The 24,579-nt window shown below is 72.5% G+C and carries 25 protein-coding genes and 1 pseudogene; 11 read left to right on the top strand and 15 right to left on the bottom strand.

Annotated features, from left to right (window positions below; translation table 11 throughout):
- Positions 1–2 precede the first annotated feature (2 nt).
- Positions 3–158, bottom strand: coding sequence for a hypothetical protein (locus DV20_RS45515; RefSeq protein ID WP_160169725.1), 156 nt, complete (start codon positions 156–158; stop codon positions 3–5).
- 401 nt (positions 159–559) lie between these two features.
- Here DV20_RS45515 and DV20_RS13070 point away from each other — a divergent pair, with 401 nt between their 5' ends.
- The 3 genes from DV20_RS13070 (at position 560) to DV20_RS13080 (ending at position 2,206) form a co-directional block, all read left to right on the top strand.
- Positions 560–1,006: an STAS domain-containing protein gene (locus DV20_RS13070; protein WP_051735961.1), complete on the top strand. Its 447-nt coding sequence runs from the start codon at positions 560–562 to the stop codon at positions 1,004–1,006.
- A 495-nt stretch (positions 1,007–1,501) separates the two neighbouring features.
- A complete protein-coding gene (locus DV20_RS46535) occupies positions 1,502–1,654 on the top strand; it encodes a hypothetical protein (protein ID WP_235190811.1) in 153 nt (50 codons plus the stop codon).
- A 6-nt stretch (positions 1,655–1,660) separates the two neighbouring features.
- Positions 1,661–2,206 (top strand): GAF and ANTAR domain-containing protein, encoded by a 546-nt coding sequence (locus DV20_RS13080; RefSeq protein WP_268747416.1) that lies wholly within the window; start codon positions 1,661–1,663, stop codon positions 2,204–2,206.
- A 500-nt stretch (positions 2,207–2,706) separates the two neighbouring features.
- Here the strand turns inward: DV20_RS13080 and DV20_RS13085 are convergent, their stop codons facing one another.
- The 3 genes and pseudogenes from DV20_RS13085 to DV20_RS13095 form a co-directional block, all read right to left on the bottom strand.
- Positions 2,707–3,051, bottom strand: a complete 345-nt coding sequence (locus tag DV20_RS13085) for a hypothetical protein (protein ID WP_200876410.1) — start codon at positions 3,049–3,051, stop codon at positions 2,707–2,709.
- 88 nt (positions 3,052–3,139) lie between these two features.
- Positions 3,140–3,646, bottom strand: a pseudogene (locus DV20_RS47180) (ATP-binding protein).
- Positions 3,637–5,076 carry a PP2C family protein-serine/threonine phosphatase gene (locus DV20_RS13095; RefSeq protein ID WP_043779836.1) on the bottom strand — a complete coding sequence of 480 codons (1,440 nt, stop codon included), beginning with the start codon at positions 5,074–5,076 and terminating at the stop codon, positions 3,637–3,639. The pseudogene DV20_RS47180 and the gene DV20_RS13095 overlap by 10 nt, the downstream one beginning before the upstream one ends.
- A 273-nt stretch (positions 5,077–5,349) precedes the next feature.
- On the opposite strand from DV20_RS13095, the gene DV20_RS13100 reads away from it, so the two are divergent.
- A complete protein-coding gene (locus tag DV20_RS13100; protein ID WP_152603705.1) occupies positions 5,350–5,835 on the top strand; it encodes a hypothetical protein in 486 nt (161 codons plus the stop codon).
- Between the two features lie 71 nt (positions 5,836–5,906).
- Here DV20_RS13100 and DV20_RS13105 read toward each other — a convergent pair whose 3' ends face one another.
- Positions 5,907–6,437: a hypothetical protein gene (locus DV20_RS13105; protein WP_043779839.1), complete on the bottom strand. Its 531-nt coding sequence runs from the start codon at positions 6,435–6,437 to the stop codon at positions 5,907–5,909.
- A 377-nt stretch (positions 6,438–6,814) separates the two neighbouring features.
- On the bottom strand, positions 6,815–7,048 hold the full coding sequence (locus DV20_RS46195; RefSeq protein ID WP_200876411.1) for a hypothetical protein: 234 nt from the start codon (positions 7,046–7,048) through the stop codon (positions 6,815–6,817).
- 129 nt (positions 7,049–7,177) lie between these two features.
- On the opposite strand from DV20_RS46195, the gene DV20_RS46200 reads away from it, so the two are divergent.
- Entirely contained in the window at positions 7,178–7,771 is a 594-nt protein-coding gene (locus DV20_RS46200) for a cytochrome P450 (protein WP_200876412.1), read from the top strand.
- Positions 7,772–7,864: 93 nt separating this feature from the next.
- Here the strand turns inward: DV20_RS46200 and DV20_RS13115 are convergent, their stop codons facing one another.
- Both DV20_RS13115 and DV20_RS13120 read right to left on the bottom strand, forming a co-directional pair.
- Complete coding sequence (locus DV20_RS13115) at positions 7,865–8,434, bottom strand: general stress protein (RefSeq protein WP_063607798.1); 570 nt, start codon at positions 8,432–8,434, stop codon at positions 7,865–7,867.
- A gap of 22 nt (positions 8,435–8,456) precedes the next feature.
- Positions 8,457–8,822: an Hsp20/alpha crystallin family protein gene (locus tag DV20_RS13120; protein WP_043779841.1), complete on the bottom strand. Its 366-nt coding sequence runs from the start codon at positions 8,820–8,822 to the stop codon at positions 8,457–8,459.
- 293 nt (positions 8,823–9,115) lie between these two features.
- Here DV20_RS13120 and DV20_RS13125 point away from each other — a divergent pair, with 293 nt between their 5' ends.
- Complete coding sequence (locus tag DV20_RS13125; protein ID WP_043779842.1) at positions 9,116–9,541, top strand: Hsp20/alpha crystallin family protein; 426 nt, start codon at positions 9,116–9,118, stop codon at positions 9,539–9,541.
- 479 nt (positions 9,542–10,020) lie between these two features.
- Positions 10,021–11,166: a carboxylate-amine ligase gene (locus tag DV20_RS13130; RefSeq protein WP_043779845.1), complete on the top strand. Its 1,146-nt coding sequence runs from the start codon at positions 10,021–10,023 to the stop codon at positions 11,164–11,166.
- 115 nt (positions 11,167–11,281) lie between these two features.
- Here the strand turns inward: DV20_RS13130 and DV20_RS46540 are convergent, their stop codons facing one another.
- Together DV20_RS46540 and DV20_RS13140 are read right to left on the bottom strand one after the other, a co-directional pair.
- Entirely contained in the window at positions 11,282–11,503 is a 222-nt protein-coding gene (locus tag DV20_RS46540) for a three-helix bundle dimerization domain-containing protein (RefSeq protein ID WP_043779847.1), read from the bottom strand.
- 826 nt (positions 11,504–12,329) lie between these two features.
- On the bottom strand, positions 12,330–13,286 hold the full coding sequence (locus DV20_RS13140; RefSeq protein ID WP_152603706.1) for an alpha/beta hydrolase family protein: 957 nt from the start codon (positions 13,284–13,286) through the stop codon (positions 12,330–12,332).
- A 737-nt stretch (positions 13,287–14,023) separates the two neighbouring features.
- On the opposite strand from DV20_RS13140, the gene DV20_RS13145 reads away from it, so the two are divergent.
- A complete protein-coding gene (locus DV20_RS13145) occupies positions 14,024–14,485 on the top strand; it encodes a hypothetical protein (RefSeq protein WP_043779849.1) in 462 nt (153 codons plus the stop codon).
- Positions 14,486–15,226, top strand: coding sequence for a hypothetical protein (locus DV20_RS13150; RefSeq protein WP_043779851.1), 741 nt, complete (start codon positions 14,486–14,488; stop codon positions 15,224–15,226).
- 58 nt (positions 15,227–15,284) lie between these two features.
- Here the strand turns inward: DV20_RS13150 and DV20_RS13155 are convergent, their stop codons facing one another.
- Positions 15,285–15,668, bottom strand: coding sequence for a hypothetical protein (locus tag DV20_RS13155; protein WP_043779854.1), 384 nt, complete (start codon positions 15,666–15,668; stop codon positions 15,285–15,287).
- A gap of 159 nt (positions 15,669–15,827) precedes the next feature.
- Between DV20_RS13155 and DV20_RS13160 the strand changes: the two genes are divergently transcribed.
- Both DV20_RS13160 and DV20_RS13165 read left to right on the top strand, forming a co-directional pair.
- Positions 15,828–17,132 carry a protein kinase domain-containing protein gene (locus tag DV20_RS13160; RefSeq protein ID WP_043779857.1) on the top strand — a complete coding sequence of 435 codons (1,305 nt, stop codon included), beginning with the start codon at positions 15,828–15,830 and terminating at the stop codon, positions 17,130–17,132.
- A gap of 35 nt (positions 17,133–17,167) precedes the next feature.
- On the top strand, positions 17,168–18,412 hold the full coding sequence (locus DV20_RS13165) for a protein kinase domain-containing protein (protein ID WP_043779985.1): 1,245 nt from the start codon (positions 17,168–17,170) through the stop codon (positions 18,410–18,412).
- A 12-nt stretch (positions 18,413–18,424) separates the two neighbouring features.
- Here the strand turns inward: DV20_RS13165 and DV20_RS13170 are convergent, their stop codons facing one another.
- From DV20_RS13170 to DV20_RS13185, 4 genes are read right to left on the bottom strand one after another with little or no spacing between them, the layout of a single operon-like run.
- On the bottom strand, positions 18,425–20,488 hold the full coding sequence (locus tag DV20_RS13170) for a transglutaminase family protein (protein WP_051735965.1): 2,064 nt from the start codon (positions 20,486–20,488) through the stop codon (positions 18,425–18,427).
- Between the two features lie 56 nt (positions 20,489–20,544).
- Complete coding sequence (locus DV20_RS13175; protein WP_043779988.1) at positions 20,545–21,705, bottom strand: DUF58 domain-containing protein; 1,161 nt, start codon at positions 21,703–21,705, stop codon at positions 20,545–20,547.
- A gap of 5 nt (positions 21,706–21,710) precedes the next feature.
- Complete coding sequence (locus DV20_RS13180) at positions 21,711–22,664, bottom strand: AAA family ATPase (RefSeq protein WP_043779861.1); 954 nt, start codon at positions 22,662–22,664, stop codon at positions 21,711–21,713.
- 11 nt (positions 22,665–22,675) lie between these two features.
- Positions 22,676–24,517, bottom strand: a complete 1,842-nt coding sequence (locus DV20_RS13185; protein ID WP_152603707.1) for a fibronectin type III domain-containing protein — start codon at positions 24,515–24,517, stop codon at positions 22,676–22,678.
- Positions 24,518–24,579: the final 62 nt, after the last annotated feature.

The following is a 24,579-nucleotide window of genomic DNA, read 5'->3' on the forward strand; positions in this document are numbered from 1 at the left end:
AGTCAGTCCGGCGGCTCCGGCGCAGCGGCTCCCGGACGTGGCGACGGCGGGTCCTCCCGCATGAACTGCGCGACATCGACGTCCAAGTCCGGCACGGGCGCCGTGCCGGGCGACACCGGCGCGTCGGGGTTGATCTCCTTGGTGTCCTTGTCGGCCATGGTCCCAATCCTTTCCTCGGTGTGGGGCTGGGCGGTGCTCGCGTCACTGAAGCGGCGGTGGATTCGCCGACCGGTCACCTTCTCGGGTGTCGTCCGCGAGTGAACGGCCGCCGCTTCACCCCCACCTACCCGCTGTATCGGAGGAAAAACCGTGGCGAACGGTGTATCGACGCGATGGGGTGACGGTCCACATGTGAATATCTTTTCGGGCGCTGCCGACCGCGACAAAAGACGGAAAGGCGGCTACAGTGAAGGAGAGCGTGGTTGAGCCTGCTAGCTGCGCACCATCCTCGTCCGGCGACAGATGTCACGGCGAGGTGCCGGGCTCCCCCCTGTTGCGCTCGAATCTTCTCGGTGGCCGCACCGACGCTTCGCCCCGAATCATTCGGGAGCACCCAGCCATGCCTTCACCCCTTTCCCATTCCGTATATCCACCGGCCGCGACGAAGCGGGACTCCATCCGTCACCACGCCGAACCGATCCTGACCGTGCGGCACGTCCCGTGGCGGCACGATCTGTCGATCATCACCGCCGCCGGAGAAATCGACACCGATTCCGTCCGGTTGCTGCAGCGGGCGCTGTGGCAGGATTTGCCGGCCGGCCTCGTACTGGACTTGTCCCGAGTGACCTTCTTCGGCTCGGCGGGGTTGCGGGCGGTCGAGGGCGCCGTGAGCCGGGCCTGCGCCGAGCGCCGCCGCATCGGGATCGTCTCCGCGACTCGCGCGGTCCTTCGCCCACTGCGGATCTTCGGCATCGACACCCACGTCGGTGTCTACCCGATCCTCGCCGACGCCCTGCGCGAAGTCCCGCTGTCCCCGCCACCGCCGGTCGCGATTCCCGGTGTCTGACACCCCGGCGCCGTCGGATTCGACTCCGCCAGAAGGACGTCGTATGCCGAACAGGGTGATGATCAGCCCGGACACCAGCCCGATCCCGTGTGAGCGATGCGGCCGGGACACCCTTTACGTCGCCAGGTTGGTCTCCGGCGAGGGCACGCTCCTCGGACAGGTCATGGTTTGCACGTCCTGCCGGCAGGACCGCCGGGCGCAGCGGTCCAGGCGCGGCGGGTAGCGGCCTCGAACCGGCCGTCGCCGAGTGGCGAACGGTTCGGCCAAGGGGGTTCTCGACGCTGTTTGACCCGACTCTGATGAACACAGCTCGGCGACCAGCCGGCTGATCCGGTGCGCCTGGAAGAGCGACCGGACCGCGCCGGAGCGCTTTCCCGGATCACCTGCGGATCCGAAGCCGACGCGGGATCTCCGGTCAAGTTCACCGGTCCGGAAAGACTTCGCCGTGATGATCGCCGGAAGACCGGGTATCCGTCAGCGTCGAGGGAGGCGGGGATGAACCCCAACGGACAGGACAACGAGGCCGACACCGGGCTCGCCCGGCTGCTCGGACAGATCGCGCGCTCGCTGCAGGCGGAACCCGACGTCGACGCGACCCTGATGGCGATCGTGAAGGCCGCCGTCGACTACGTCGACGGCGCCGAGTAGGCCGGGATCTCCCTCGCCGAACGCCGGGGCCGGATCCGCACCGTCGCCCCGACCGCGGCCCTGGTCGCCGAGATCGACCGGATCCAGTACCGCACCCACGAAGGACCGTGCGTCGACGCCATCGCCGAACATGAGATCTTCCGCGTCGGCGACCTCGTCACCGAACCACGCTGGCCGCGGTTCGCCCCGGCCGCCGCCGAGACGGGGGTGCGGTCGATGCTGTCCTACCGGCTTTTCCTCACCGACAGCACTCTCGGCGCCTTGAACCTCTACTCCGGCCGCCCCGACGCGTTCAGCGACCGGACCGAGCAGGACGGCCGGGTTTTCGCCACCCACGCCGCGATCGCCCTCGCCGCCGCCCAACAGGATGCCCACCTGCGCGCCGCGGTCGAGCACCGCGACACGATCGGCATGGCCAAGGGCATCCTGATGCAGCGCCACGACGTCGACCCGGTCCACGCGTTCCGCATGCTCGTCGACGCCTCCCAGCACGGCAACATGAAACTGCACCAGGTCGCCACCTGGCTCGTCGAGCACCGCCGGGACCTGTGAGCGACGCACGTCACGCCCGCCGCGGTCGCCGCCGGGGAACACCGCACCGCGCCGGGCGTTGTACTGGGTGTCGGTACGGCGGAGTTCCCCGGGCCTCACCCCTTCCGCCTTCCCGGAACACCGGTTCACCCCGGAGCCGGGTCGCGCCACCCGCCGAGAGGCGACCCCCGTACCGACCCCCAGCAACCGCTTCCGCTCGCAGGTCTCCCCCACCTTCGCCGAGCGGAAGCGGTTCTTTTCGCCGGAACCCGGTCAGGTCAGGGGCTGGCCGCCGCCGCCCTACCTCGCGCACGAGTTCCGCCGTGGTCGGGCAGGTCGAGGGGCCCGCCCATAACGACCGGACGCGCGACCTTGCCCGCCCAGCCGGGATCGATCGTCTCGCGTGGGCGTCCAATGTGCCCTGAGAGCGGTCGAGGCCGCCGGTCTGACCGAGGATCGCTCTAGGATTCAGCGCGGACTGCCCGCCCCAACAGGAAGCGGTCTTCGGCCGTGCTGACCGATCAACGGCGGTCGGCGCGCTGACGAGCCCCGGCCTTGGCCAAACCACGGCTGATCATGTAGCCGATGGCGAGGAACGTGATGTAGCGCAACGCTTGTTCGGCGTTGAACGGGTCACCACCGGTGGTGGCGTCGCCGTCGACCGTTACGGCGGTGATCACGATCGCCACGACACCGGCCAGGAAGACGAAGAACTCGGTCGTCTTGAAAGCCGGTTTCGTCTCCGCGCCGGTGGCGCGTCCGGAGGTCGCCGGCCCCAGATCCCTTGCCTGCGGGCCTGCCGGAGCCGCATTCGGCGGAACGGGCTGTCCGGGCACGGGTCCGGCCGGGCGTGCTGCGCTCGTCATGGTTCTCCCTTCGGCCGGATGTCCCTCACCCGACTCCTACTCGCCGGTAGGTACCCGCGAAGCCGACCGACAAACAGCGGAGACGGGGTCAGCGCGCCGTGGGCCAAGACCCAGGTCGTCCCGCGGTGAGACGGACGGTGAAGCCGGTGTCGTCGCGGTGCAGGGCGACCTGGCTGCACACCTGGTGGGTGATCCACAGCCCGCGACCGCCGATGCCGCGGGCGACGGGCAGCAGCCCGGCGAACGGGTCGCCCGGCCCCTCGCCACTGTCGTGGACGGTGACGACCATGTGCTCGGCGTCCGCTCAGATCCGCATCCGGACCGGCGAGCGGCCGTACCGCAGCGCGTTGTCGACCACTTCGCTGACCGCGAGGACGAGGTCGTCGATCTCGGCGGCGGGCAGGCCGGTCTTGTCGAAGTCGGTGACGGCCCGGCGGGCGGCCCTGGGCTGGCGGTCCCGGCGTGTTCGGCGTCGATCACCAGCGGTGCGGACAAAAGCAGTCAAATCCCGGGTGGTGGGCGTCGCCTGCGAACTTCGCTTACCGCTCGCGCGCGGACGGCGCGCACGGATCACGGGGACCTCGGTCAGAACCATTGTGACGTCCGGTAGTCGCCGAAGGGACGCAGGAGCAGGACGGTGGCGTCGTCGGCCAGGGCCTCACCGCCGTGGGCCAGAACTGCCTGGGTGATGCGCCGGGCGACTTCCGGCGGCAACCGGTTCGCGCCTTCCCGTTCGAGGACCTCGATCAGCCCGGACCGGCCGAAGGGCACGCCGTGGCGGTCGCGCGCGGCGACGATCCCGTCGGTGTGGAGCACCAGCAGGTCGCCGGGCCGCAGCTCTTCCTCCGTCACCGTCCACTCACCGTCGCCGCGGCCGAACGGCGCCGCGCGGCCTTCGCGCAGCGATCTCGTCGCTTCGCCTTCCCGCAACAGCAACGGGGGCGGGTGCCCGGCCGCCACGTACGTGACGCGGCCGGTGGTCACGTCGAACTCACCCAGCACCCCGGAGACGGCCTTGCCGAGGTCGCCGGCCGCCTCGTCGACCGCGCGTGCCTGAGCCTGAAGGCCCGTCCCGTCGCGGCGGGCGGCGCGGTAGGCCGACAGCGCGGCCACCGCACTGAGGGCGGCGGTGGGCTCGCGCACACCCGCGTCGAACATCGCGAACGACGCCGACGTCTCCGACAGCGCGTAGTCGAACACATCAGTGCCGAGGGCGTACGCCGGCTCCGCCGCCGCCGCGACGGTCACCGACTCCGTCGCCGCCGTCAGCGGCGGCAGCGCCGTCCACAGCAGCTCGGTGACCGGGCCGCGGTGCTCCCGCCGTCGCACCCGGTCCAGCCCGTCGCCGTAGTGCGTGGTGATCGTGACCAGGTGGCCGAACAGGTAGGCCAGCCAGCGGCACTGCTCCTGGAGCAGCGGGTCGTGCGGATCCGTGCCGTCGGTCGGCGCCACCTCCAGCACACCGAGCCGCTCCACGCCGTCCAGCAGCACCGCCCACATCCGGGGTTCGTCCCGCTCGTCGTCGATCACCACGTCCCCGCGCTGGAAAGCCTCCCCCGCGACCGTGTTCCCGACCTCCAGCGGCTGACGTCCGGCACCACCGACGGGCAGGAGGATGCGCCCGGAGTAGTCGGCCAGGTAGACGCCCAGGCGCAGGTCCAGGGCCTCCCCCGCGGCGTCCAGGATCGCGGGCAGGCGTTCCGGCGGCGCGCGATGAGCGCCTTCCAGCAGTCTCACCAGCGCCGCCAGCGGGCCGTGTGCCGGGCGGCCCGGCCGGATCGGCCGGCTGTAGGGCACCCGGTTCCGGCCGATCAGCTCGTCGAGCCGCTCGTTGACCGCGTGCGCGACCATGTCCCGCTGAACCCGCGGCAGCGACATGACCCCGTGCAGATACGCGTCCAGCTCCAGCAAACCCGCGTCGCCGCCCAGCGCGAAGTACCGCATCCACAGCTGCTCCAGCGTCAGACCGGCGCGCTCGAAGCACTCGACGAGCCGGCGCCGCTGCTCCTCTTCGGTGTCGGTCATGTCACCAGGTTCCCCGCCCGGCCTGCTCGACACGGGCGGCCAGTTCGTCAGCCGACGGCAGGTCGGCAGCCACCATCGTCACCTCTTCGGTCCCGCCTGTGATGTCTGCCCGCGAACTACCCGGGCCGAGACCGATTACTCGGACCCGTGCGCCGCGACGCGGATTTCGAAGCTGTCCCGAGCTGACGGCCTGGGCGCGAGGACCGGCACGGTGAAGGGACTCCGGCCGAATCGACCCGGGTTATCACCGGAAGCGCCGGGTAGCTGCTGAACATGTACCCGAACGAGACGCCGGACGGCGTCCCTCCCCCGGAGTGCCACCGGCTCTCGACAGCATTGCTGCGGGCCGCCCGCGGCGGAGCGGACGACGACCTGGCCGACGCGGTCATCGCCGTCGCCCGGTCACGGTCGCCGCGGCTGCCCGCCGCCGTGGTGGTCGAGCTGACCGGTCTGTGCGCGGAAGCGATCACGGGCCGCCGGCCGACCGCAGGGAACAGGGTCTACACGGCCCAGATCGAGAACGAGCAAGCCGGAGCGGTGGGGATCGACCACCTGCCGCCGAACCTCCGGGGTGCCGTACGCGCGGTGCTGGCCGCGCTCAACGACGATCCTTTCGACTCCGCCGTGCAGGCGGAACTCGCGACGTCAGGTGATCCGGCCGAGATCGCCGAAGTGATCTTCCACTGCCTCGGCTGGCTGCTCGAACTGGACGAAGAGCCGCGGTCACTGCCGCCGTCGTTGCGCTGCTTCACCGACTGACCGGCATCGAAGCGATCCAAAATGGACAGTCTGGCATCGGGGGACGGCCCGGTGCCCTCGGCACGTTCCGTTCACCGCTTGCTCGCCGGGATACGGGGCAGGGGTCCGACGTCGGAATGCCGGCCCGGCTGCACGGCGGCGTGCCGCTGTCCCGGCCCGGGGCCGGACCGGGCGGCGAGAGCGTCGGCGACAACGCCGGTCACTGCGGCGTAGACGCCCTTGTGCAGCAGGTCGACGACGAGCTCGCCGCGCGGCCAGGTCGGCGGAGGCGCGCCGACACCGGTGGCGTTCTCGAGGATCTGGTCGTTGGTCAGCCGGATCACGGCGAACTTCGCCGAAGACCACGGACCGCGCAGACCCGCCTGCGCCATCACCGAGCGCACGACGCCCAGCACCACGCCCTGGCCGAAGTGCATCACCCAGTTCGCCGGCAACGGCCGTCCGGGGTCGTCCGGTCTTCCGGTCAGCCGGCGCAGGACCCGGGCGGGGACGTGGGAGTCGGGCCGGCCGGTGAGGCGCTGCTCCAGTTTCTCGCCGATCGTCATCGCCGTGACCCCGGCCGCCCCGGCGACCAGGCCTTCCCACAGTGCGCGTCTCATCATTCCGGCCGGGTACCCCGCACTTCCCCGGCTACGCCGCTGCCCGCAAGCCGGGCGAGGTGGTCCGCAACGGGGTAGTCGCCGGTTTGGCCACGGGCGAACCGGGCACCCCGCACCACGCGACGACCCCGGGCTCTCCTGGGCAACAGCCTGCTCGCCCTGGCCGAGGGCTACACCTGGCTCCCGGCCCGGCGGGCCCGCTCGGCCTCCGGCGTGGCGCACACCCGCGTCCTCGGTCAGCGCGCGGCCGGGCTGTGCGGCCCGGACGCTGCCCGCTTCTTCTACGCCGAGAACCACGTCCGGCGGCACACCGCGATCCCGTGGCCGGTGCAGAGCACCCTGTTCGGCCACGGCGCGGTGCACACCCTCGACGGCGAACATCACGGCGTCCGCAAGAGCCTCTTCCACGCCGTCGTCACCCCGGACACCACCGCGGGCCTGCTCGACGACGTGGCCACGGCGTGGGACGACGCCGTGGCCTCCTGGCCGCCCGGCCGGCCGATCGTGTTGTCCGACGAAGCCGCCGCGATCATCACCCGCGCCGTGTGCCGCCGGGCGGGCGTCCCGCTCGCCGACGCCGACGTGCCCTCGGTGGCGCGCGATCTGGTGGCCATGGTCGACGGGTTCGCCACGCCCGGACCCCGGCACTGGCGCGCCCGTGCCGCGCGCAACCGGCGGGAGGCCTGGCTCGGCGGCCTTGTCACGCGAGTGCGTTCCGGTGCGGCCGACGCCCCGGCGAAGTCGTGGCCCACCACCGCGAACCGGATGGCGAGCAGCTGGACCCCCGGCTCACGGCGGTCGAGTTGCTCGACGTCATCCGCCCGACCGTCGCGGTCGCCTGGTTCGTCGCCTACGCCGGGCACGCCCTGCACCGCTGGCCCAACCGCGAGCGTCTGCGCTCCGGCGACGTCGCCTACGCCGAGGCGTTCACCCACGAGCTGCGCCGGTTCTACCCGTTCGCGCCGTTCATCGGCGGCCGCGCCGTGAAAACGCTGACCTGGAACGGCGACCGCATCCCGAAGCACGCCATGGTGCTGCTGGACCTGTGGGGCCAGAACCACGACGCCGAACTGTGGGGCGACCCGTACACGCTCCGCCCGGAGCGGTTCCTGGGCCACGACATCGGCGCGTACGAGCTCGTCCCGCAGGGCGGCGGCGATCCCCACACCAACCACCGCTGCCCGGGCGAACCGTTCTCGATCGGGATCGTGCGTACGCTGGCCGGGCGATTGGCCACCCTCGACTACGACGTCCCCGAGCAGGACCTGAGCATTTCCCTGCGGCGGGTCCCGGCACGGCCGAAGAGCGGGTTCATCCTGGTGCCGCGGCCGTCGTGACCGGCCACGGCCGGACGGCTCGGCAACCGGCGAGTCGGCGCCGGGCCGGCCACGACGGAGGCTGCACGGCGAACTGGTCGATCGGCAGAGCCGTCATGGGAGCGATGGACGCAGGCCTCGATCACCTCCGGCCGCGTTCGCCTCCAGGTGCCCTTGCTCGCCGGGGCGCGGTGGTCCGGCCACGGCGAGTTCCGCCAGCAGATCCCGGCCCCGCTCGGCGTGGCGGGGCTCGCACAACACGTCGTACCGCCGGGCGACGAGCTGCGTGGTCGTGGCGAAGTCCCGTTGGCCCCGCACCACGGCGTAGCCGACCGCGGCGGACGCCAGGCCCACGAAGACCCCGGTCACCAGCCCGGCCGACATCAGTGCCACCAGCGGCCGGTTGCTGAACAAGCCGAGCAGCAGGCCCAGGAAAAGACCGGACCAGGCGCCGGAAGCCGCGCCGCCGGCCAGGACCCGTTTCCAGGTCAGGCGGGCGGTGACGCGTTCGACCACCATGGGTTCGACGCCGACGATCGTGACGTCCTCGACAGGGAAGTCGTGGCCGGCCAGGTACTCCACGGCGCGCTGGGCTTCGGCGTAGCTGCCGTAAACGCCGATGGGCCACCCGGTGGGCGGCGTCGGCACCGCGGCCGGCTCACGCAGTGGCGAAAAAGTGGTCATCGAGTCTCACCTCCGCGCCGGGTCAGGATCGGCTGCTGGTGACGGCGATGCGCCGCCGCCGAGCGAACTCCCGTTTCGGCGCCCGGACGGTGAGCACGCCCTTGGCCAAGGCGGCCGAGACGGCGTCGGTGTCCACCTCGTCCGGCAGCGTGACGCGGCAGGAGACCTCCCCGACCTGGCGGGCGCGGCGCCGGAACAGCCCGCGCCGCCTGGCCTCGCCCTTGACGGCCACCTCGCTCCCGGTGACCTCGACCGTGACGTCCCGCCGCTTGAGCCCGGGCAGCTGCACCTCGACCAGGTAGGCATCGTCCGTTTCCCGCACGTCGAACTCGCCGAACGGGTCCCAGCGGTCCAGCGCGGAAACCGATCGCACAGCCGTCAGTGTCATCAGTCCCACCTCCAGAAATCCGGACAGGCTTACGAGTGGTGCTCTCACCCCTATGACGAACCAGCCTGCACGTATGTTCCCCACACATGAGCGTCTTCGACTCAGCCGCCTACCAGCGCTTTCTTCAACCAGTTAGCGTGACAGTACTCCATTCGAGTGATTCTGGAAGTCATGGGAACAGGCGTCGCGGAGATACCCGTTTCCGGGATGTCAGCGCAGCGGTGGTGCCGGCGAGACGCAGGATCAAGACGTCGCCGAAGCACCACCTCACGATGGGAAGGAGGAAAACCACCATGCTCGTTCGCACGGATCCGTTCCAGGCACTGGACCGGCTGACCCAGCAGTTCTTCGGCGCGGCGACCCGCTCCGCGGCGATGCCGCTGGACGCCTACCGCGAGGGCGACCGGTTCGTGGTGCACTTCGACCTGCCCGGCGTGAGCCCGGAGTCCATCGAGGTCGATGTGCAGAACGACGTGCTCACCGTGAAGGCGGAGCGCACCGCGGTCACCGGCGACGGCGTCCGGACGCTGATCAGCGAGCGACCGGCGGGGACGTTCAGCCGGCAGCTGTTCCTGGGTGACACCCTGGACACCGACCACATCGAGGCCGGCTACGACGCCGGGGTGCTGACCCTGCGCATCCCGGTCGCCGAGCAGGCCAAGCCGCGCAAGATCGCCGTCACGAGCGGTCGCGTCGAGCGCAAGGCGATCAACGCCTGACCCGCGCCGTCCGCGGCGGTGGGCGCGTTCACCCGGAGCCTGACCGGCAACGCGGTACCGACGCCGGTGGCGTACCGGACCGCCCGGCCTCCCACGGACGCGAGAAGGCACGGGTGAACGGCCACCCACCGGCCATTCCCCAGGCGGGCGCGCCGGTGGCCCCGACGGCACGGGCCGTCGGGGCCACCGTGGCGGAAGGCGGCAGGGACTCCGGCACCACGTTCAGGACGATGCCGGCCTGTCGTGGGCCGCACTCCCTGTCTGCCGAACTCGACCTGCTGACTCGGCGGGATGCTCGCCGCCGTGGCCGCGATCATGTTTGTCCGTCGGCGGAGGCGGTATTCCCGATCATGAGCGGCGGGCGCCGGCTGGTTCCGGCACCCGAGCCTCGGCCGAACAGTGTGCCGGATCCTCGCTCCCCCGTTTTGGTGTGGCGTACGGCCCGCGCCGTGCGCCCGAGGACGAATCCAGGTGCGGTCATGAACGTATTTCCCGACGCCGGACCCACGATCGGTGTAGAAGAAGAATTCTTTTTGACCGACCCGGTCTCGGGCGAATTGGTCGCCCTGAACCGGCAGGTCGTGGACGCGGCGGCCACGTTCGGGGTCGACGTCGGACTCGAACTCTCGCCTGCGCAGGTGGAGACCGCCACGCCGGTGTGTCACAGCATGCGCGAGGTGCGTGACCGCGTGGTCGAGCTGCGGGCGGTGACCGCGGCGGCCGCTCTGCAGGTCGGCGCGCGGCTGCTCGCCGTCGGCGTCCCGGTCGCCGGGGCCCCGCTGGGCCGGGTGACCGACACCCCGCGGTACCGCCGGATGGCCCGCGAATACGGCGCACTGATCACCGGGCAGGAGGTCAGCGGCTGCCACGTGCACGTCGGCGTGCCCGACCGGGAGATCGCCGTGCGGGTGAGCAACCACCTGCGGCCCTGGCTGCCGGTGCTGCTGGGCCTGACCGCGAACTCGGCCGTCCACCACGGGCGGGACACCGGATTCGCCAGCTGGCGCGCGGTCCGGACGTCCCGGTGGCCGTGCTCGGGTCCGCCGCCGGTCTGGACCTCGGCCGCCGAGTACGACGCCACGGTGGCCAGGATGATCGACTGCGGCACCGTTCTCGACGAACGCATGGTGTACTGGGACATCCGGCCGTCGACGCACGTGCCGACCCTCGAAGTGCGGATCAGCGACGTCCCGGCGACAGCCAACGAAACCGCGCTGCTCGCCGCCGTGGTCCGGGCGCTGGTGTCGGCTTCGCTGCGGAAGGTGCACGCCGGCGAACCGGCGCCGCAGGTGCCCGATCAGGTTTTGCGCATGGCGAGCTTCCGGGCCGCGCGAGAGGGCCTGACCGGGCAGTGGCTCGACCCCGCCACCGGCCGGCTTGTCCCGCCTGCTCACCTGCTGAACAGACTGCTCAAGCAGCTGCGCCCGGAACTCGAAGCGTTCGGCGAGTACCCCCGCGTCGCGAAACTCCTGGCTCGCCAGCTCGGCTCGGGCAATGGAGCCGCATGGCAGCGGGCCGTCTGGCGAGAGCGCCAGGACGTGCCGGACCTCGTCGCCTCCATTGCCCACCGGACTCTGGCCGACTCCCAACCCGACCTGCCCGCGCCGCGCCCCCTCACCGCCTGACGCACGCAACGGGTAACGTCCCGCAGCTGCGGATCATGCTGGCCTATTACGTCCTGCTGGACGTGCAGGTCAACGATCAGTACAAAGTGGACGCCTTCGCGCCGGAAAGCACACCTCAGGCGCGTTCGAGACGGTCCCGGGCCGAGCGTTCGACCAGGACCGGCAGGAAGCTTCGGACACCAGCGTCGTCGAACCGCCGCCGTTCCGCCGCGATCGCCGCCCGGATGTCCTGACTGCGTTCGGGCCCGTACTCGTCGATGAGCCGCGATGCGAGCGCGTCGAAGCTGTCGTCCTCGCCTCTGCTGGTCAGTTCATCCATGGCGGTGTGGTGCGACATGCGACGTCCTCCGTGCCGTCGAAGTATCTCGATCACGAATTTCCCGGTGATCGGCAGGCTCAAACGGCGGGTGCCTCGGTGACCGCGCAAACGAGCCGGTCGCCGCCGTGCTACCAGCTCGTGCCCGATTCGGCGAGCCCCGCTGCTCGCAGGGCACGTTCGTGGGCTGTCAGCTGCGCCGATCCGGCTCGCGGTGACCGGCTCCGTCTCCATCCTCGGCGACACCGTCCCGTCACCCGCCGCCAGTCGTCGAGGCTTTCCCGACGCGGGCGGTCGCCCGCCGCAGCAGCTGCCGTTCGAATCCCGCAACTCCGGGTGCGGTGAAACGCGATGCGGTGGGCGCACCGAAGAGCTGACCGAGGAGCCCCCGTAGGCGACGGTGGCCATGGTGCCGTATTCGAGGTGGTTCGCTTCCCGGTCGAGTTTGCCGAGTACGGCGGCCGGACCGTCGTTGTCGAAAGCGTAGGCACGCTGCGCATGCGGCCCATGATCACTGCCGCGTCCGGTCCCTGTCCGGCGACATCGCCGATGACGACCCTCAGGCGGCCCGCTGGGAGCGGGAACAGGTCGTACCCGTCGCCGCCCAGGCCGATCTCGGCGCCGCCGACGAACCGGGCAGCCGTCCGCAGGCCGTCGGCTGGGGCGAGGGGGCCGGGAAGCAGGCTGCGTTGCAGCTGGGCCGCGGTGGTGCGGGCCCGGCGCAGCGTTCGAGATCGCCTTCGACGGCCGCCTGGCCGCCGACGCAAGTAGTTCCCTTCAACCCGAGTTACACCGCTCGTTTGACAGCCCCCGCGAACGCCCGCTCATGCCGATGAGGAAGCGTTCATCAGCGCGAGTCGATGTCGATATGCTCAGTGATCCACCGGGTCAGAGCGCCGAGGTAGCCGGACACCAACGCGGTCCCATCGCGTACTTGAACACGGTGGTTCGCATGGGGGAACACCTCGACGGTCAGGGTTGCCTGCGGATGGCGTTCGGCATGGCAGGCGGCTGTGGCGAACAGGCCGATGCTGTCCGCGACCGGAACCAGTTCGTCGGCGCCGCCGAATGTCGCCAGGTGCGGACAACGCAGACGCAGCACGTCCGGAATCGGATCGTGGTCTTGTTTGCGTTTGGTGAACTCCCAGAGGTGCTCGTCCGTCTCGGACCAGTATTCGTCGAACAGGTCTTCGACGGCTGCGGGGATCGAGAAAGACTGGACCAATCGCGTCGCTTCGGCGAAGTCAGCGCCGCGTCGACCGGCTTCGACGAGACGGTCGTACACGGCGAGTGTCACCTCGGCGTCGTGGAGCGTGACACCGGGGATCGCCTGGAGGGCGGTGGCCAGCGCATGGCGGTCCTGAGCTGCGGGTGTCATGCCGGGGCAACCGTTGGTGACCACCCAGGGCACATTCTCGCGAGCCGCGGCGCGCACGACGACCCAACCGCCTTCGCTGTGCCCGAACAGGCCGGTGGTTTCGGCTTCGACACCAGGCTGGGAGCGGAGGAAGTTCAGCGCTGCGACGGCGTCAGCTGCGAAGTCGTCGATCGTTCCCGCGAGCCAGTCGCCGGAGGACGCGCCGACACCGCGCTTGTCGTAGGCGAGCACGGCGAATCCGGCTTCCACGAGGTGCTGGCGGATCGGCGGGAAGAAATTGTCGTTGGTCCGGTCCGACGGTCCGGACCCGCCGACCATCACCACCCCAGGAGTCGGATCAGGGCGACGAGGAATCGCAAGCGTCCCCGCCAGCTCCACATCGGCGCTGAGGAAACCCACATCGCAGACGCGCTCACCGGTCACCATAAACCCAGTATCCGGACCCCGGACAGAACGCGCTCTTGTGCCGCTGATCGGTCGTTGACCGGGATGTCGCTCACGCGCACAGCGATCATGGCGAGTTCGGTGTTCGGCTGCTTACAGCGCTATAACCAGGTCAGCTCTTGGTTGTGCAGGTGAACCAGCGTGCCGGCGCCCGAGTCCTGCGGTCATTGCGGCCGGTTCCGCAGGATTGCCCTCCAGGAATCAACGAACCTGCTTGTACTCATACGCCCACTCCGGGCCTTGCTGGAGCCGGCCGCCGTCGGCCTTGGCCAGCATCGGCTCGACCCAGTTCGGGACGCGGGAGGAGGCACGCGCAGCCATGCGCAGCCGGTGCAGCGCATGTATTCGATCGTGCGCTATTCGCGTTGGCGCTCATGTGTTCGAGTCGGGCCTAACCTGATCCAACGCCGTTGGCTTCGATCGCTGTGCCTCGTCGCTGCGCCGATTGGGTGGTCGGGGAGTCGGATCGGAACGGGGCGGCGCGACAACCGATCACTTGCCTCAGTCACCCTGACTGCCCCCGAAGCTGCCATGTAAACACACCCGCACGGCCACGAAACCCGAGGTTCGTGTTCGCCTCCGAGCGCGGCCGCCGCGTCAGGAGCGTCCGGTGGTCGTGGCAGCAATAGGTCACGGCCCCCCGGCGCTGCCGTCCGACCTCGAAACTGGTTTCACAGCAGCACCGTGGAAGTCCGCCCGATCGAGAAGGGGAGAACAGCATGGACCGCACGAACCGCGCGTTGCGGACGCCGCCGCCGAAGGCCCTCCGCACCGCCAGAATCCTGATGTTCGTGCAGTCGGTCCTCGGCATCGCCGTGGGGACGGTGTTGCTTTCCGTGGTCGCTTCGTCGGCTGCGGGCGACGACGCCGGCTTCGAGCTGACGCTGGCCGCGGGCGTTGTCCTGGCCGCGGTCCTCTTCGTGTGCGCCGTCCTGCTCCCTCTGCGGCTGGCGTGGGTGCGTGGCGTCGCCATCGCCGTCGAGGGCATCAACGCGGCGAGCGCCCTCGTCGGCGTGATCATCGCGCTGGCGTCCGATTCGGCACCAACCCCCACCGCGGCGATGCCGTTCATCCTGTCCGCGCTGGTGCTCAGGCCACTGCTCCAGCCGGAGGTCCGCGCCTGGTTCGCGGACCGGGCCCCGTGGCCGCCGGCCGGCCACACCGAACCGAAGGAGAACTGAATGAAGAAGGCCTACGTCTACGGCATGGCGGGCCTCGTGACCGCCGCGGTCGGCGTCACGGCGGCGTCGGGCCTCTGGGACGGCGCCGAAAGCGACGCGGGCGAGCAGCACGTCCCGGCCGCGCTCGCGAGCACGGCGGTGACGCCCAACGCCGCGCCCACCGCGACACCGGCGCCCGCCGCCGTCCAGGTGGCACCCGCGGCTCCCGTGGCCGCACCCGGCCCGGTCGTCAAGGTGGCCAAGCCCGAGGCCCGCGCCGCTGCCCACCAGCAGCACAAGAAGCCGGTCAAGAAAGCGAACCGGCCGCGCCCCTCGGTGGTCCACGCCGCCGTGGTCAAGAACCACGTCACCCCGCCGGTGAAGCCGATCGCGCAGCCGGTGAAGCCGATCGCCGTCGCGGTGCCGAACGCCGATCCCGTCGTCTCGGCGCGTCAGTCGCTAGACAATGCTTCGAAGGCGGTGAAGGACGCCCGGCGTCTGCTGGACACCGCGTCGGCGGACGTCAAGCACGCGAGGTCGGAGCTCAAGAAGGTCAAGCAGTGCGACGGCAAGCACCGGCCGCAGGCAAAGAAGACCACGCGGGTCAAGGACCGGCCGGTGGCCGCCGGTCAGACGACGAGCGGAAGTTCCGTGTCGGTGTCGCTCGACTCGTCGCAGGTGAAGCCCGGCCAGAGCAAGACGATCACCAAGTCCACTTCGGACGGATCAGCCTGGTCGAGCGTCACCGTGACCCGGAAGTGACGGAGGGGAGAGAAAGCGGCGGCGGCGCGGGGAAACCCCCGCGCCGCCGCCGTGCGTCTCAGGCGTCTTCGCCGTGGTGGCGGGTGTAGTACTCGTCGGCCAGCGAACGCCCGGCCAGCCAGCCGAAGATCCCGGCGGCCGCGCCGACCGCGAGGCCGGCCGGGGTGCCGATCAGCACGCTCGTCGGCACCCCGTAGAGCAGGGTGGCCGTGACGGCACCGAAGCGCGTCACCGCCGCCCTGCTGAGCGGCGGGAGATCCGGCTCACGCACGTCCTGCTCCATCCCGACCTCGTCTTCGGGCTCGGCTTCCGCAGCCGGGTGGCCCAGCCACGCCGTCCGGGGCACCGCGATATAGCGGGCCTCGGTGCGGCGCGCGAAAGCCGCGTTGCGCAGTGCCGCCCGCGCAGAAAGCACCGGCCGCTCCGCCTTGCTGGTCACCATGTCGCATCCTCCCCGTCGCGGAACAAGCAGCACACCGGAGTCTTCCCGAGCACGCGGGCACGCGACGGGGCGTGGCAGCAACCGGCCACGGCCCGTCGCGACGCGGTCCGACGCGCGACGATCGACCGGACACCAGCAGGCGGCGTCCGGGAGCGTGCGATGGAAACGGCGGAAGTGGGCCAGTACAGCCTGGTGCCGCTGGGCGGCGGTGCGTCGGGGACCGTGTGCGCGTGCCGGCGCGGCGGGGAGGCCGTCGCGCTGAAGATTTTCCCCGGCCGCCTCTACCGGCGGACCCGCGCCCGCCTCGACCGGGAGCTGGCCACCCTCGCGCAGCTCGCGGACACGGTCGGGATCGTGGTTCCGCAGGGTGTCGAGCCGATGCCCGACGGCCGGTGTGCGCTGCGCATGGAGCTGTGCACGCAGTCCCTCGCCGGGCTGGTCGCCACGTCCGGCCCGCTCCCCGTCACCGACGTGCTCGTCCTCGGCATCACGCTCGCCTCCACCCTCGTCGCCGCCCACCGGGCCGGCATCGTGCACGGCCGGGTCACGCCGTCGAACGTGCTCTTCCGGACGTCGGGTGAGCCCGTGCTGAGCGATTTCGAGCGCACCCTCCGTGCGGTGTTCGTCCGCGACCACGACCACGGGATCGCCTACCTCGCCCCGGAAACCCTCGACGACGGCGTCGCCGAGCCGGCGTCGGACCTGTACGGGCTCGGCGTCGTCCTGCACACGGCGCTGGCGGCAAACCCGCCGTTCCCGGCCGAGGCCGACGCCGGCGCCCTGCGGGAAGCGGTCCGCCACACCCCGGCACCGCCGGTGGACCGCCCGGAGGCGCCGATCGACCTGCTCGTGCTCGTCGACCAGCTGCTGCTGAAGGACCCGCACCAGCGGCCGCCGTCCGCCGAAGCGGTGACGCGGCAGCTGCTCCGGCTGTGGGACGACCACGAACCCGAACCCGAGGTTCCCGGCGCGCCTCGGACGTCCTTCGGGACCGAGGTGTTCGCCTGGCCGCCGCCCCCGGCCGACGACGCCGGACCGGTTCCGCCCGTCCGCAAGAACCGGGCGTGGCGGTTCGCCGCGATCCCGGCGGCCGTCGCGATCGCCGCTGCGGCCGGATGGTTCCTCACCCGCGGGCCCGCCGAATACGCACCGCCCGCAGCGGCGGCGTCCGCGCCGGGCGTCCCGTCGCGCACCACCGAACCGGTCCCGCTCGCCCTGGCCGAGCCCGCGGACCTCGGCACGACGGCCGCGCTGTCCTGGACCGGCCCCGCCGGGTGGGAGTTCGCCGTGGTCGTCGCCGTCGAGTCCGGCCCGACGAAGACCACCCTGGTCCGGCACGACCACTCGGCGCGGGTGCCGATCGACCCGCGGCTGAAGTACTGCTTCCAGGTCCAGGCGACGAACGGGGTCCGGGTCCAGGCCAGCCCCCCGCGGGCGCTGCGCGGCGCCACCTGCAGGGAGTGATCCGCCGATCGCCGGGCGCTACGATGACCGGCGAGATGGAGAATCCGCCCGCCGACGGCCTGATCCCGTTCCGGGACGGCCCGCACGCGTCGTCGTACCTCGCCCCCGGGGACCGGCCCGGTGAGCGGGTCGTCGTCAAGGTGCTCCGCGAACCCCTGGACCGGCAGACGCGGGCCGCGTTCGACCGCGAGCAGGCGGCGCTCGCCAAGCTGCGCCCCGCGCCGATCCGGCTCGCCGAACGGGTCACGAAGCTGCCGGACGGGCGCACGGCCCTGTCCGCGCCCTGGTGCGCGGAATCGCTGGCGGACCGGGTCGCGCGCACCGGCCCGCTCGGCGTGCCCGAAACCGTGGCGGTGGCCACGGCCGTCGCGAAGGCGCTCGCCACCGCGCACGACGCCGGGGTGCCGCACGGCGGGGTCCACCCGGGCAACGTGCTCTTCGCCGACGGCGGCGAGCCGGTGGTCGCGGACTTCGGCGTCAGCCTGCGCCGGCGGTTCGGGCGGAGCCCAGCGGCCGACGTGGGGTTCCTCGCGCCGGAAACGCTGAGCCGCGGGGTCCTGGACGCGGCGTCGGACCGCTACTGCCTGGGCGCGGTGCTGCACTTCTGCCGCACCGGGCAGGCCCCCTTCCAGGCGGCGCCGGGCGAGCGGCCGGAGGCCCTCGTGCTGCGGGTGTTCGACGCTGCCCCGCCCGAACTCCCGGACGCCCCGCCGGCGCTGGCGAGCCTGGTGACCCGGCTGCTCGCCAAGGAACCGCGGGACCGGCCGGACGACGAGGCCGTCCTCGCCGCGCTGGCCGCGCTGCGGGAAGCGCCCGGCGAGCCGCTGCTCGTGCTCGAACCACCGTCGGGGGAATCGCCTGCACCACAACGGAAGCGGCGCGGTCCCGCCCTCGCGCTCGCCGGGCTCGCCGGTGCTGTCGTCGTGGTGGCCGCGGTGCTGCTGTGGCCCGGGGGCGCCACGAGCCCCGCGCCGCCGCCCGCGCCGGTTCCCGCACCCGCGTCTTCGACGTCCGCTGCCGCCGTGCGGATCGACCTCGACCCGCCGGTCGACCGGCAGGACCACGTCGAGCTGACCTGGCACGCCCCGCCGAACCTCGACTTCGCCGTACTGGTGACCGAAGCGGGGCAGGCCCGGCCCACGGTGGTCCTCGCCCAGCGCCTCACGAGCAAGCGGATCACCGTGCGGCCCGACCGCGCCTACTGTTTCCGGATCCAGGCGACGAGCCCGCGGGGCAGCTGGCAGAGCGAGCCCCGGGGGATTCGCGACGCCGTGTGCTGACCGGGTCGACGCTCAGCGTGGCGGGCGCAGCACCGCCGGGTTGAGCGCCGCCCGGAGCCGCTCCCGCCACGGCCGTCTGCCGAGGCCCTCGCGGACGGCTCGCACCGCGGTCCACGCGGCTCCGCCCGCGTCGGGTGGGGCGGCGCCGGACCACAGCGCCACGTCGACCGTCCTGGCCAGCGCGCCGAGTCCCTGCACCGCGGTCCGGTCGGCGACCGGGCCCGCCGCCGCCGCGAGGTCTCGGACCGTCATGCCCGCCGTGACCGCGACACCGTGGGCGCGCAGCCGGTCGCGTGCCTCGGCCCAGGCGCCGAGCACCGCGTCGCGGCCCGTCCGGCGGCGCCTTCGCCAGGTTCGCACGGCGACCGCCGCGGGAACTCCGGCCAGCCAGGCCAGCGCGACGACGGCCAGCAGCACCACCGCCGCGAGCGCCAGGGCCAGCCAGTCCACACCGGACACCGACGAGTCCTCTGTGGACGAATCGGTGGTGATCTCCGGGTTCTGCAGCTGGGGATCCGGCGGCAGTTCCGCTCGCGCCCGGGCGACCGCGGCCGCGACACCGGCGGTCCCGGTGCCGCTGCGGGCCGCTCCCGCGGCCGGGTCCAGCGCGACCCAGCCGACGCCGGTGACCGCCACTTCCGGCCAGGCCGCGGCGTTCCCGTTGCGCACCACGAAGGAGCCGTCCGGCTCCGGCCGTTCCGGCGCCCGGAACCCGGTCACCAGGCGCGCCGGGATGCCCTGCAGCCGGGCCAGCACCACGTAGGCCGCGGCGAACTGCTCGCTCGTGCCGCGCTTGTCCTCCACCAGGAACCGCCGCAGCTGCGGCCACCCGTGCCCGGTCGGCAGGTCGGTGCCGACGGCCAGGCGGTAGTTCTCGGCGAGGAACCGCTCCAGCGCCAGCGCGGACCGGAACGACGGCCTCAACCCGGGCAGGACCCGCTCGGCGAGCGCGTCGATGTCCGGCGGCACCTCGCGCAGGCCGCCCAGGCCCGCCTCCGGGTCCAGCGCCGCGTCGCTCAGGGCGCCGGCGTCGGTCTCCGGTTCCCACCAGCCGACCGTGTACCGGGCACCGGCCGCGGACCGCTCCGCGACGAGCGTGCCGCGGTGCTCGTCCACCAGCGCCGGAACCCCTTCGACGGAGGCCGGCCACGTCTGGCTCGGCAGCCACGGCCCGGTCAGCCCGGTGACCTCGACCCGCGCCGACTTGCGGGACACCGGTGCGCTGACCGCCGGCCCGGGCGCGATCTCCCGCCCCACGCGCCGGAAGTCGGTGTCCGCCCGCCAGTTCGCGCCGTCGAAGTCGTCGAAGACGGCGACCGGCCAGGCGGCCACCGGCTCCGGGGCCGTGTAGCGGAACACCGGCGCCGCCGGGGTGCGGAGGCGGGCGGCGATGTCGTCCAGCGGGCTGGCCACGGACGCGGCGGGCACCGGCGCGGGTTCGTCGTCCCGCAACGAATACACCGGCCTGCCGGTCGGGTGCAGGGCACCGGCGGCGACGGCCCCGGCCAGGCCCAGCGCGACCGCCGGGACCACGAGCACCGGTACCCGCCCGCCCCGGCGGAAAAGCACCATCAGCGCGGCGAAGAGCGCGAGGGCGAGTCCCGCCAGGACAGCGGCCAGGCCGCTCGCCGCCGCGTACGCCTGGCTCAGCACCACCACGAGCAACGCGGGGACCAGGGCCAGGAGCGGCCGCGTCCGGTGCAGCAGTTCGAGTCCGAGCAGTCCGGCGAGCAGGACGAGCAGCGGCACGAAGACCACCAGCCGGGGCTCGGGCAGCGCGGGCCAGGTGGACTGCAGGGTGCGCTGCCAGCCGTGCAGGGCGCCGTCGGCGAGCACCGACAGCGAGGCCACGGTCGGCAGCCCGCCCAGTGTCGTGCCGGGCAGGACGGTTTCGACGACCGCCAGCAGCCCCGCCCCCAGCACGAGGAGCGGACGCCACGGCGTGAGCCCCGGACGGCGGCGGCACAGCTCGGCGACCCCGAACGTGGTCAGCACGACGACCAGCCCGGGCAGCAGCGCCGGAACGCCGAACACCGGGCCGAACAGCAGCCCGCCGAGCGCCGCCGCGGCCAGCATCGCCGCTTCGGAACCGCGGGGAACAGCGTGGCCTCCCGGGTGACTCCCCCGGTCCGTCACGACACCAGCTGGTTCCACCGGCTCACCGCCTCCCGCGCGTCCGGGGCGCTGAGCCGGCGGGCACCGTGCACCCCGTCGATGCCGTGCACGCCGAGGCCGTCCATGCCGAGCCCGTGCGTTCCGACGCCGAGCACGTACAACGCCGAAAAGTGCGCGCGCACCGCGGCCAGCAGCGGAAGGTCCTTGCTCGCCCGGCCGGTGACCACCACGAGGCAGCCGCCGCGCATACCGGTCCGGCCCAGCCCCGCCGGCACCATGGCGTCGCCGGCCTCCTGTACGGCTTCGCACAGGACGTCGAGCAGGGGGCGCACGCCGACCGCGCCGCCGTCGGTGGCCACGTCCGCTCCGGCCGGGGTGAGCAGGCGGCAGCGGTGCCCGGCCGTCGCCGCCGCGTTCACCAGCGAGGCCGCCAGCTCGACCGCTTCTTCGAACTCGACGGCGGACAGCACGTGCGGGCGGGTGTCGAGCAGCAGCGTGAACCGCGGGTGGTCCGGGTCGACGTAGTCGCGCACCATAAGCCGCCCGGTGCGCGCGGTCGCCTTCCAGTGCAGGTGCCGCACCTCGTCGCCGACCACGTACTCCCGCACGTCGCGCAGGTCGGCCGAGCCGTGCAGCGAGTCGTCGGTCGTCGGGCCGTCGTGGTGGTGGCGCGGGTGTCCCGCGCCGGGTGCCCGCGCCGACCGCAGCGGCGGGTAGACCCACAGAGTCGCGGTGTCACCGGCCGCGACCGGGCGCCGGAGCAGGCCCAGCGGGTCGGTGCGCTCGAGCGTCAGCGGCCCGACGGTGAAGCGGCCCCGGCGACGGCCGGTCAGCTTGTAGTAGTACGTCTCGGAAGCTCCCGGGGCGAGCGAGCCGACGTCGACGACCTCGCCGTGGCCGCTCTGTTCCCGTGCGGTGAAGCCCGGCTGCCGCCGCGGGCCGGGGTTGCTCACCACGAGCTTGGCCGCCGTCGCGCCGCCGCGCTGGATGCGGTTCGCGGAGATCTCCCGCCGCACCGCGACCCGGGGACGGCGCAGCGTCACCGCGATCCCGGCGAGCACCGCGCCCACGGCGGCCCCGGCCAGTGCCCGCAGCAGGACGTAATTCGCCACCTCGCCGAGGGCGTAGAGCAGTACTGCGGCAGCGAGGACTCCCGCGCCGCGAGGGGTCAGCCGCATCGGTTTCACACCGCGCTGATGGCGGGTGCGGGCGTCTTGTCGAGTGCTTCCTGCACGACGTCGGCGGGCTCTCGCTGGTTCAGCTCGGCGTCGGCGGTGAGCACGAGGCGGTGCGCCAGCACCGGTTTCGCGACCAGTTTGATGTCGTCCGGGGTCACGTAGGCCCGGCCCTCGGTGGCGGCGATCGCCTGCGCCGCGCGGACCAGCGCGATGCTGCCTCGCGGGCTCGCCCCGAAGCGGACGTCGGCGTGGTCGCGGGTGTACTCGGCGAGCCGGACCGCGTACGACAGGATCGCCGGATCCAGCCGGGCGTCGCGGACTTCGTCGACCGCCGCGCGCAGGGTGACCAGGTCGACCACCGGCGACAGCTCGTCGGGACCGTAGCCGGCGCACGCGCGCATGATCACCTCCAGCTCGGCCTGGTGGTCGGGATAACCGACCGCGACCCGCATCAGGAACCGGTCGAGCTGCGCCTCGGGCAGCCGGTAGGTGCCCTCCATCTCGATCGGGTTCTGCGTGGCGATCACCAGGAACGGGTGCGGCACGTCGTGCGCGACCGAGTCGACGGTGGCCCGCCGCTCGGACATCACCTCCAGCAGCGCCGACTGCGTCTTGGGGGTGCCGCGGTTGATCTCGTCGGCGAGCACGACGTTGGCGAAGATCCCGCCGGGGTGGAATTCGAACCGCTCGTTGTTCTGGTGGTAGACCATGACGCCGGTGATGTCGCCGGGCAGCAGGTCCGGGGTGAACTGGATCCGGTTCCAGGTGCCTCCGATGCTGCGCGCCAGGCACCGGGCGAGCGTCGTCTTGCCGAGCCCGGGCACGTCCTCGATCAGGAGGTGCCCCTCGGCGAGCAGGGCGGCCACGGCGAGCCGGACGACTTCCGGCTTGCCGCGCAGCACTCCCTGCACGTTCTCGGCGATCCGGGCGTAGACCTCGGTCGCCCGCGGCTGCTGCACTGTTTCTCCCCTCACGACGGCGGCGCCTTGTGCGCCGAGGCGGACGGACCCTTCCCGGCACTGTTCTCCGCCGTCACGGTCACGGTGAACGGGATGTCCTTGCCGTCCCAGATGTCTTCGATCGTGTACGTCCTCGCCGAGCCCGACAGCGTCTTGGAACCGCTGCGGGAACCGTCGTCGCGGACCCAGCTCACGTGGTACGCGGTCACCGGGGCGCCGTTCGGCGCGGCGGCCGTCCAGGTCACCTTCGCCCACGTGTGCTTGGTCGTGGCCTCGACCGCCAGGCTTCCCGGGCGGCCCGGCGGACTGACCGCGGCCCGCGGCGTCACCGCCTTCGAGCTGACGCCGGGGCCTTCACCCGCCCGGTTCACCGCCACCACGGTGAACACGTACGCGGTGCCGTTGGCCAGGCCGCTGATCCGGGTGCTCCGGGCGGTTCCGTCGACGGTCTTCCCGCCACCGGCCCAGCTGATCCGGTAGCTCGTGACGGGCGCGCCGTTCGGTGCGGCCGCGCCCCACGACACGGTGGCCGCCCCCTCGTCCGCCGTCGCGGCGACCGAGCGCGGCGCGCCGGGCGGGCTGGCCGGCAGGGCCGCCTTCGTCGGCGGCGGCTGTTGCTGCTGCCTCGGCGGCTGCGTTTTCTTCGGCGGGGCAACGGGTCTGCGGTCCTCGGCGGCGGCGGGCGGTTGCGCCGGGGTCGAGGCGGCCGGCGGCGGCGGCTGCTGCGGCTGCGGCGGCTGCTGGTCGCTGTCGGGTTTCCGGTCGCCGGTGACCGGCACTTCGCTGACCCCGCCGTCGTGGTCGACGACCATGACGTGGGCGCCGTCCGCGCCGTCGACGTAGACCCGGGCGTCGCCGCCCTTGACCAGCGGCGGCTGGCTGTCCCCGCCGGGGATCGGGCGCTGCGCCCGCGGTACGCCGGCGCTGTCGAAGGTGTGCAGGGTGTGGGTGGTCCGGTTGACCACCGCGACGACCCCGCCGGAGGATTCGATGCCGGTGTAGTCGCCGGGCGGCAGGCTGACGGTCCGCGGGCGCGCCGGCGGACGGTCCTTGGTCAGGCCCGCGGTGTCCACCAGGTGCAGCTTCTGCCCCGGCGCGTCGAGGATGGCCAGCTGCCCGGCCACGTCGGTGGAGGCGAGCTGCGCGGTGTCGGGCACGTCGAGTTCCAGCGGCGCGGGGCTGCCCAGCTCCGTCGGCTCCACCGGCCGCATCGTGTCGTCGGTGGTGTCGACGAAGACCGGCCGGTCGGCCACCACGGTCAGCCGTCCCCGGTGTCCCTGGGGCAGCGCGACCGGGCAGGACAGGCGGTCGGCCTGCTCGGGGAGCTCGCACAGCAGCCCGGCGTCGGCGCGCTGCAGCCACAGCTTGCCGTCCCCGGTCGCGACGACGTCGCCGATCGGGCCGCCCGCCGGGATCAGGCCGAGCTCCCCGAGCCGGGCGATCGTGCCGGCCTGCCGGTACACGGCGTACGGGCCGCCGCGGACCTCCAGCGTGACCGGCCGCTCGTCGGACGGCGCGGCCGTGGTGTTCTCGACGGTCAGCGACGACTTCCCGAACTCGACGATCTTCGACGGCCCGATCACGAACCCGCTCGTGTCGCCCTGCACGACCGGGCCCGCCCCGGCCCCGGGCACGTCGACCTGGGCGTCGGCGCGGTCACCACCGCCGTTGACGTGGAAGGCCGCGCCCAGCTGCGGGTTGTAGACCCAGTGCCCGGACGGGCTGAACGCGAACCCGCCGAGCGGGTCCGCGGCACCCCCCACGGCGAGCCCCACCACGGCGAGACAGCCCGCCACCGCCACCGCGATCGGAGCCCGCGCCCGCCACGCGGCCCCCTTCCCTCCTCGGATCACGCACCCAGGGTACTTCGGCGGATACACACGGAGTACACGTTTGATCCATCCGGCTCGAATCG

It is taken from the genome of Amycolatopsis rifamycinica (assembly GCF_000695625.1).
In the GTDB taxonomy this organism is placed as follows: domain Bacteria; phylum Actinomycetota; class Actinomycetes; order Mycobacteriales; family Pseudonocardiaceae; genus Amycolatopsis; species Amycolatopsis rifamycinica.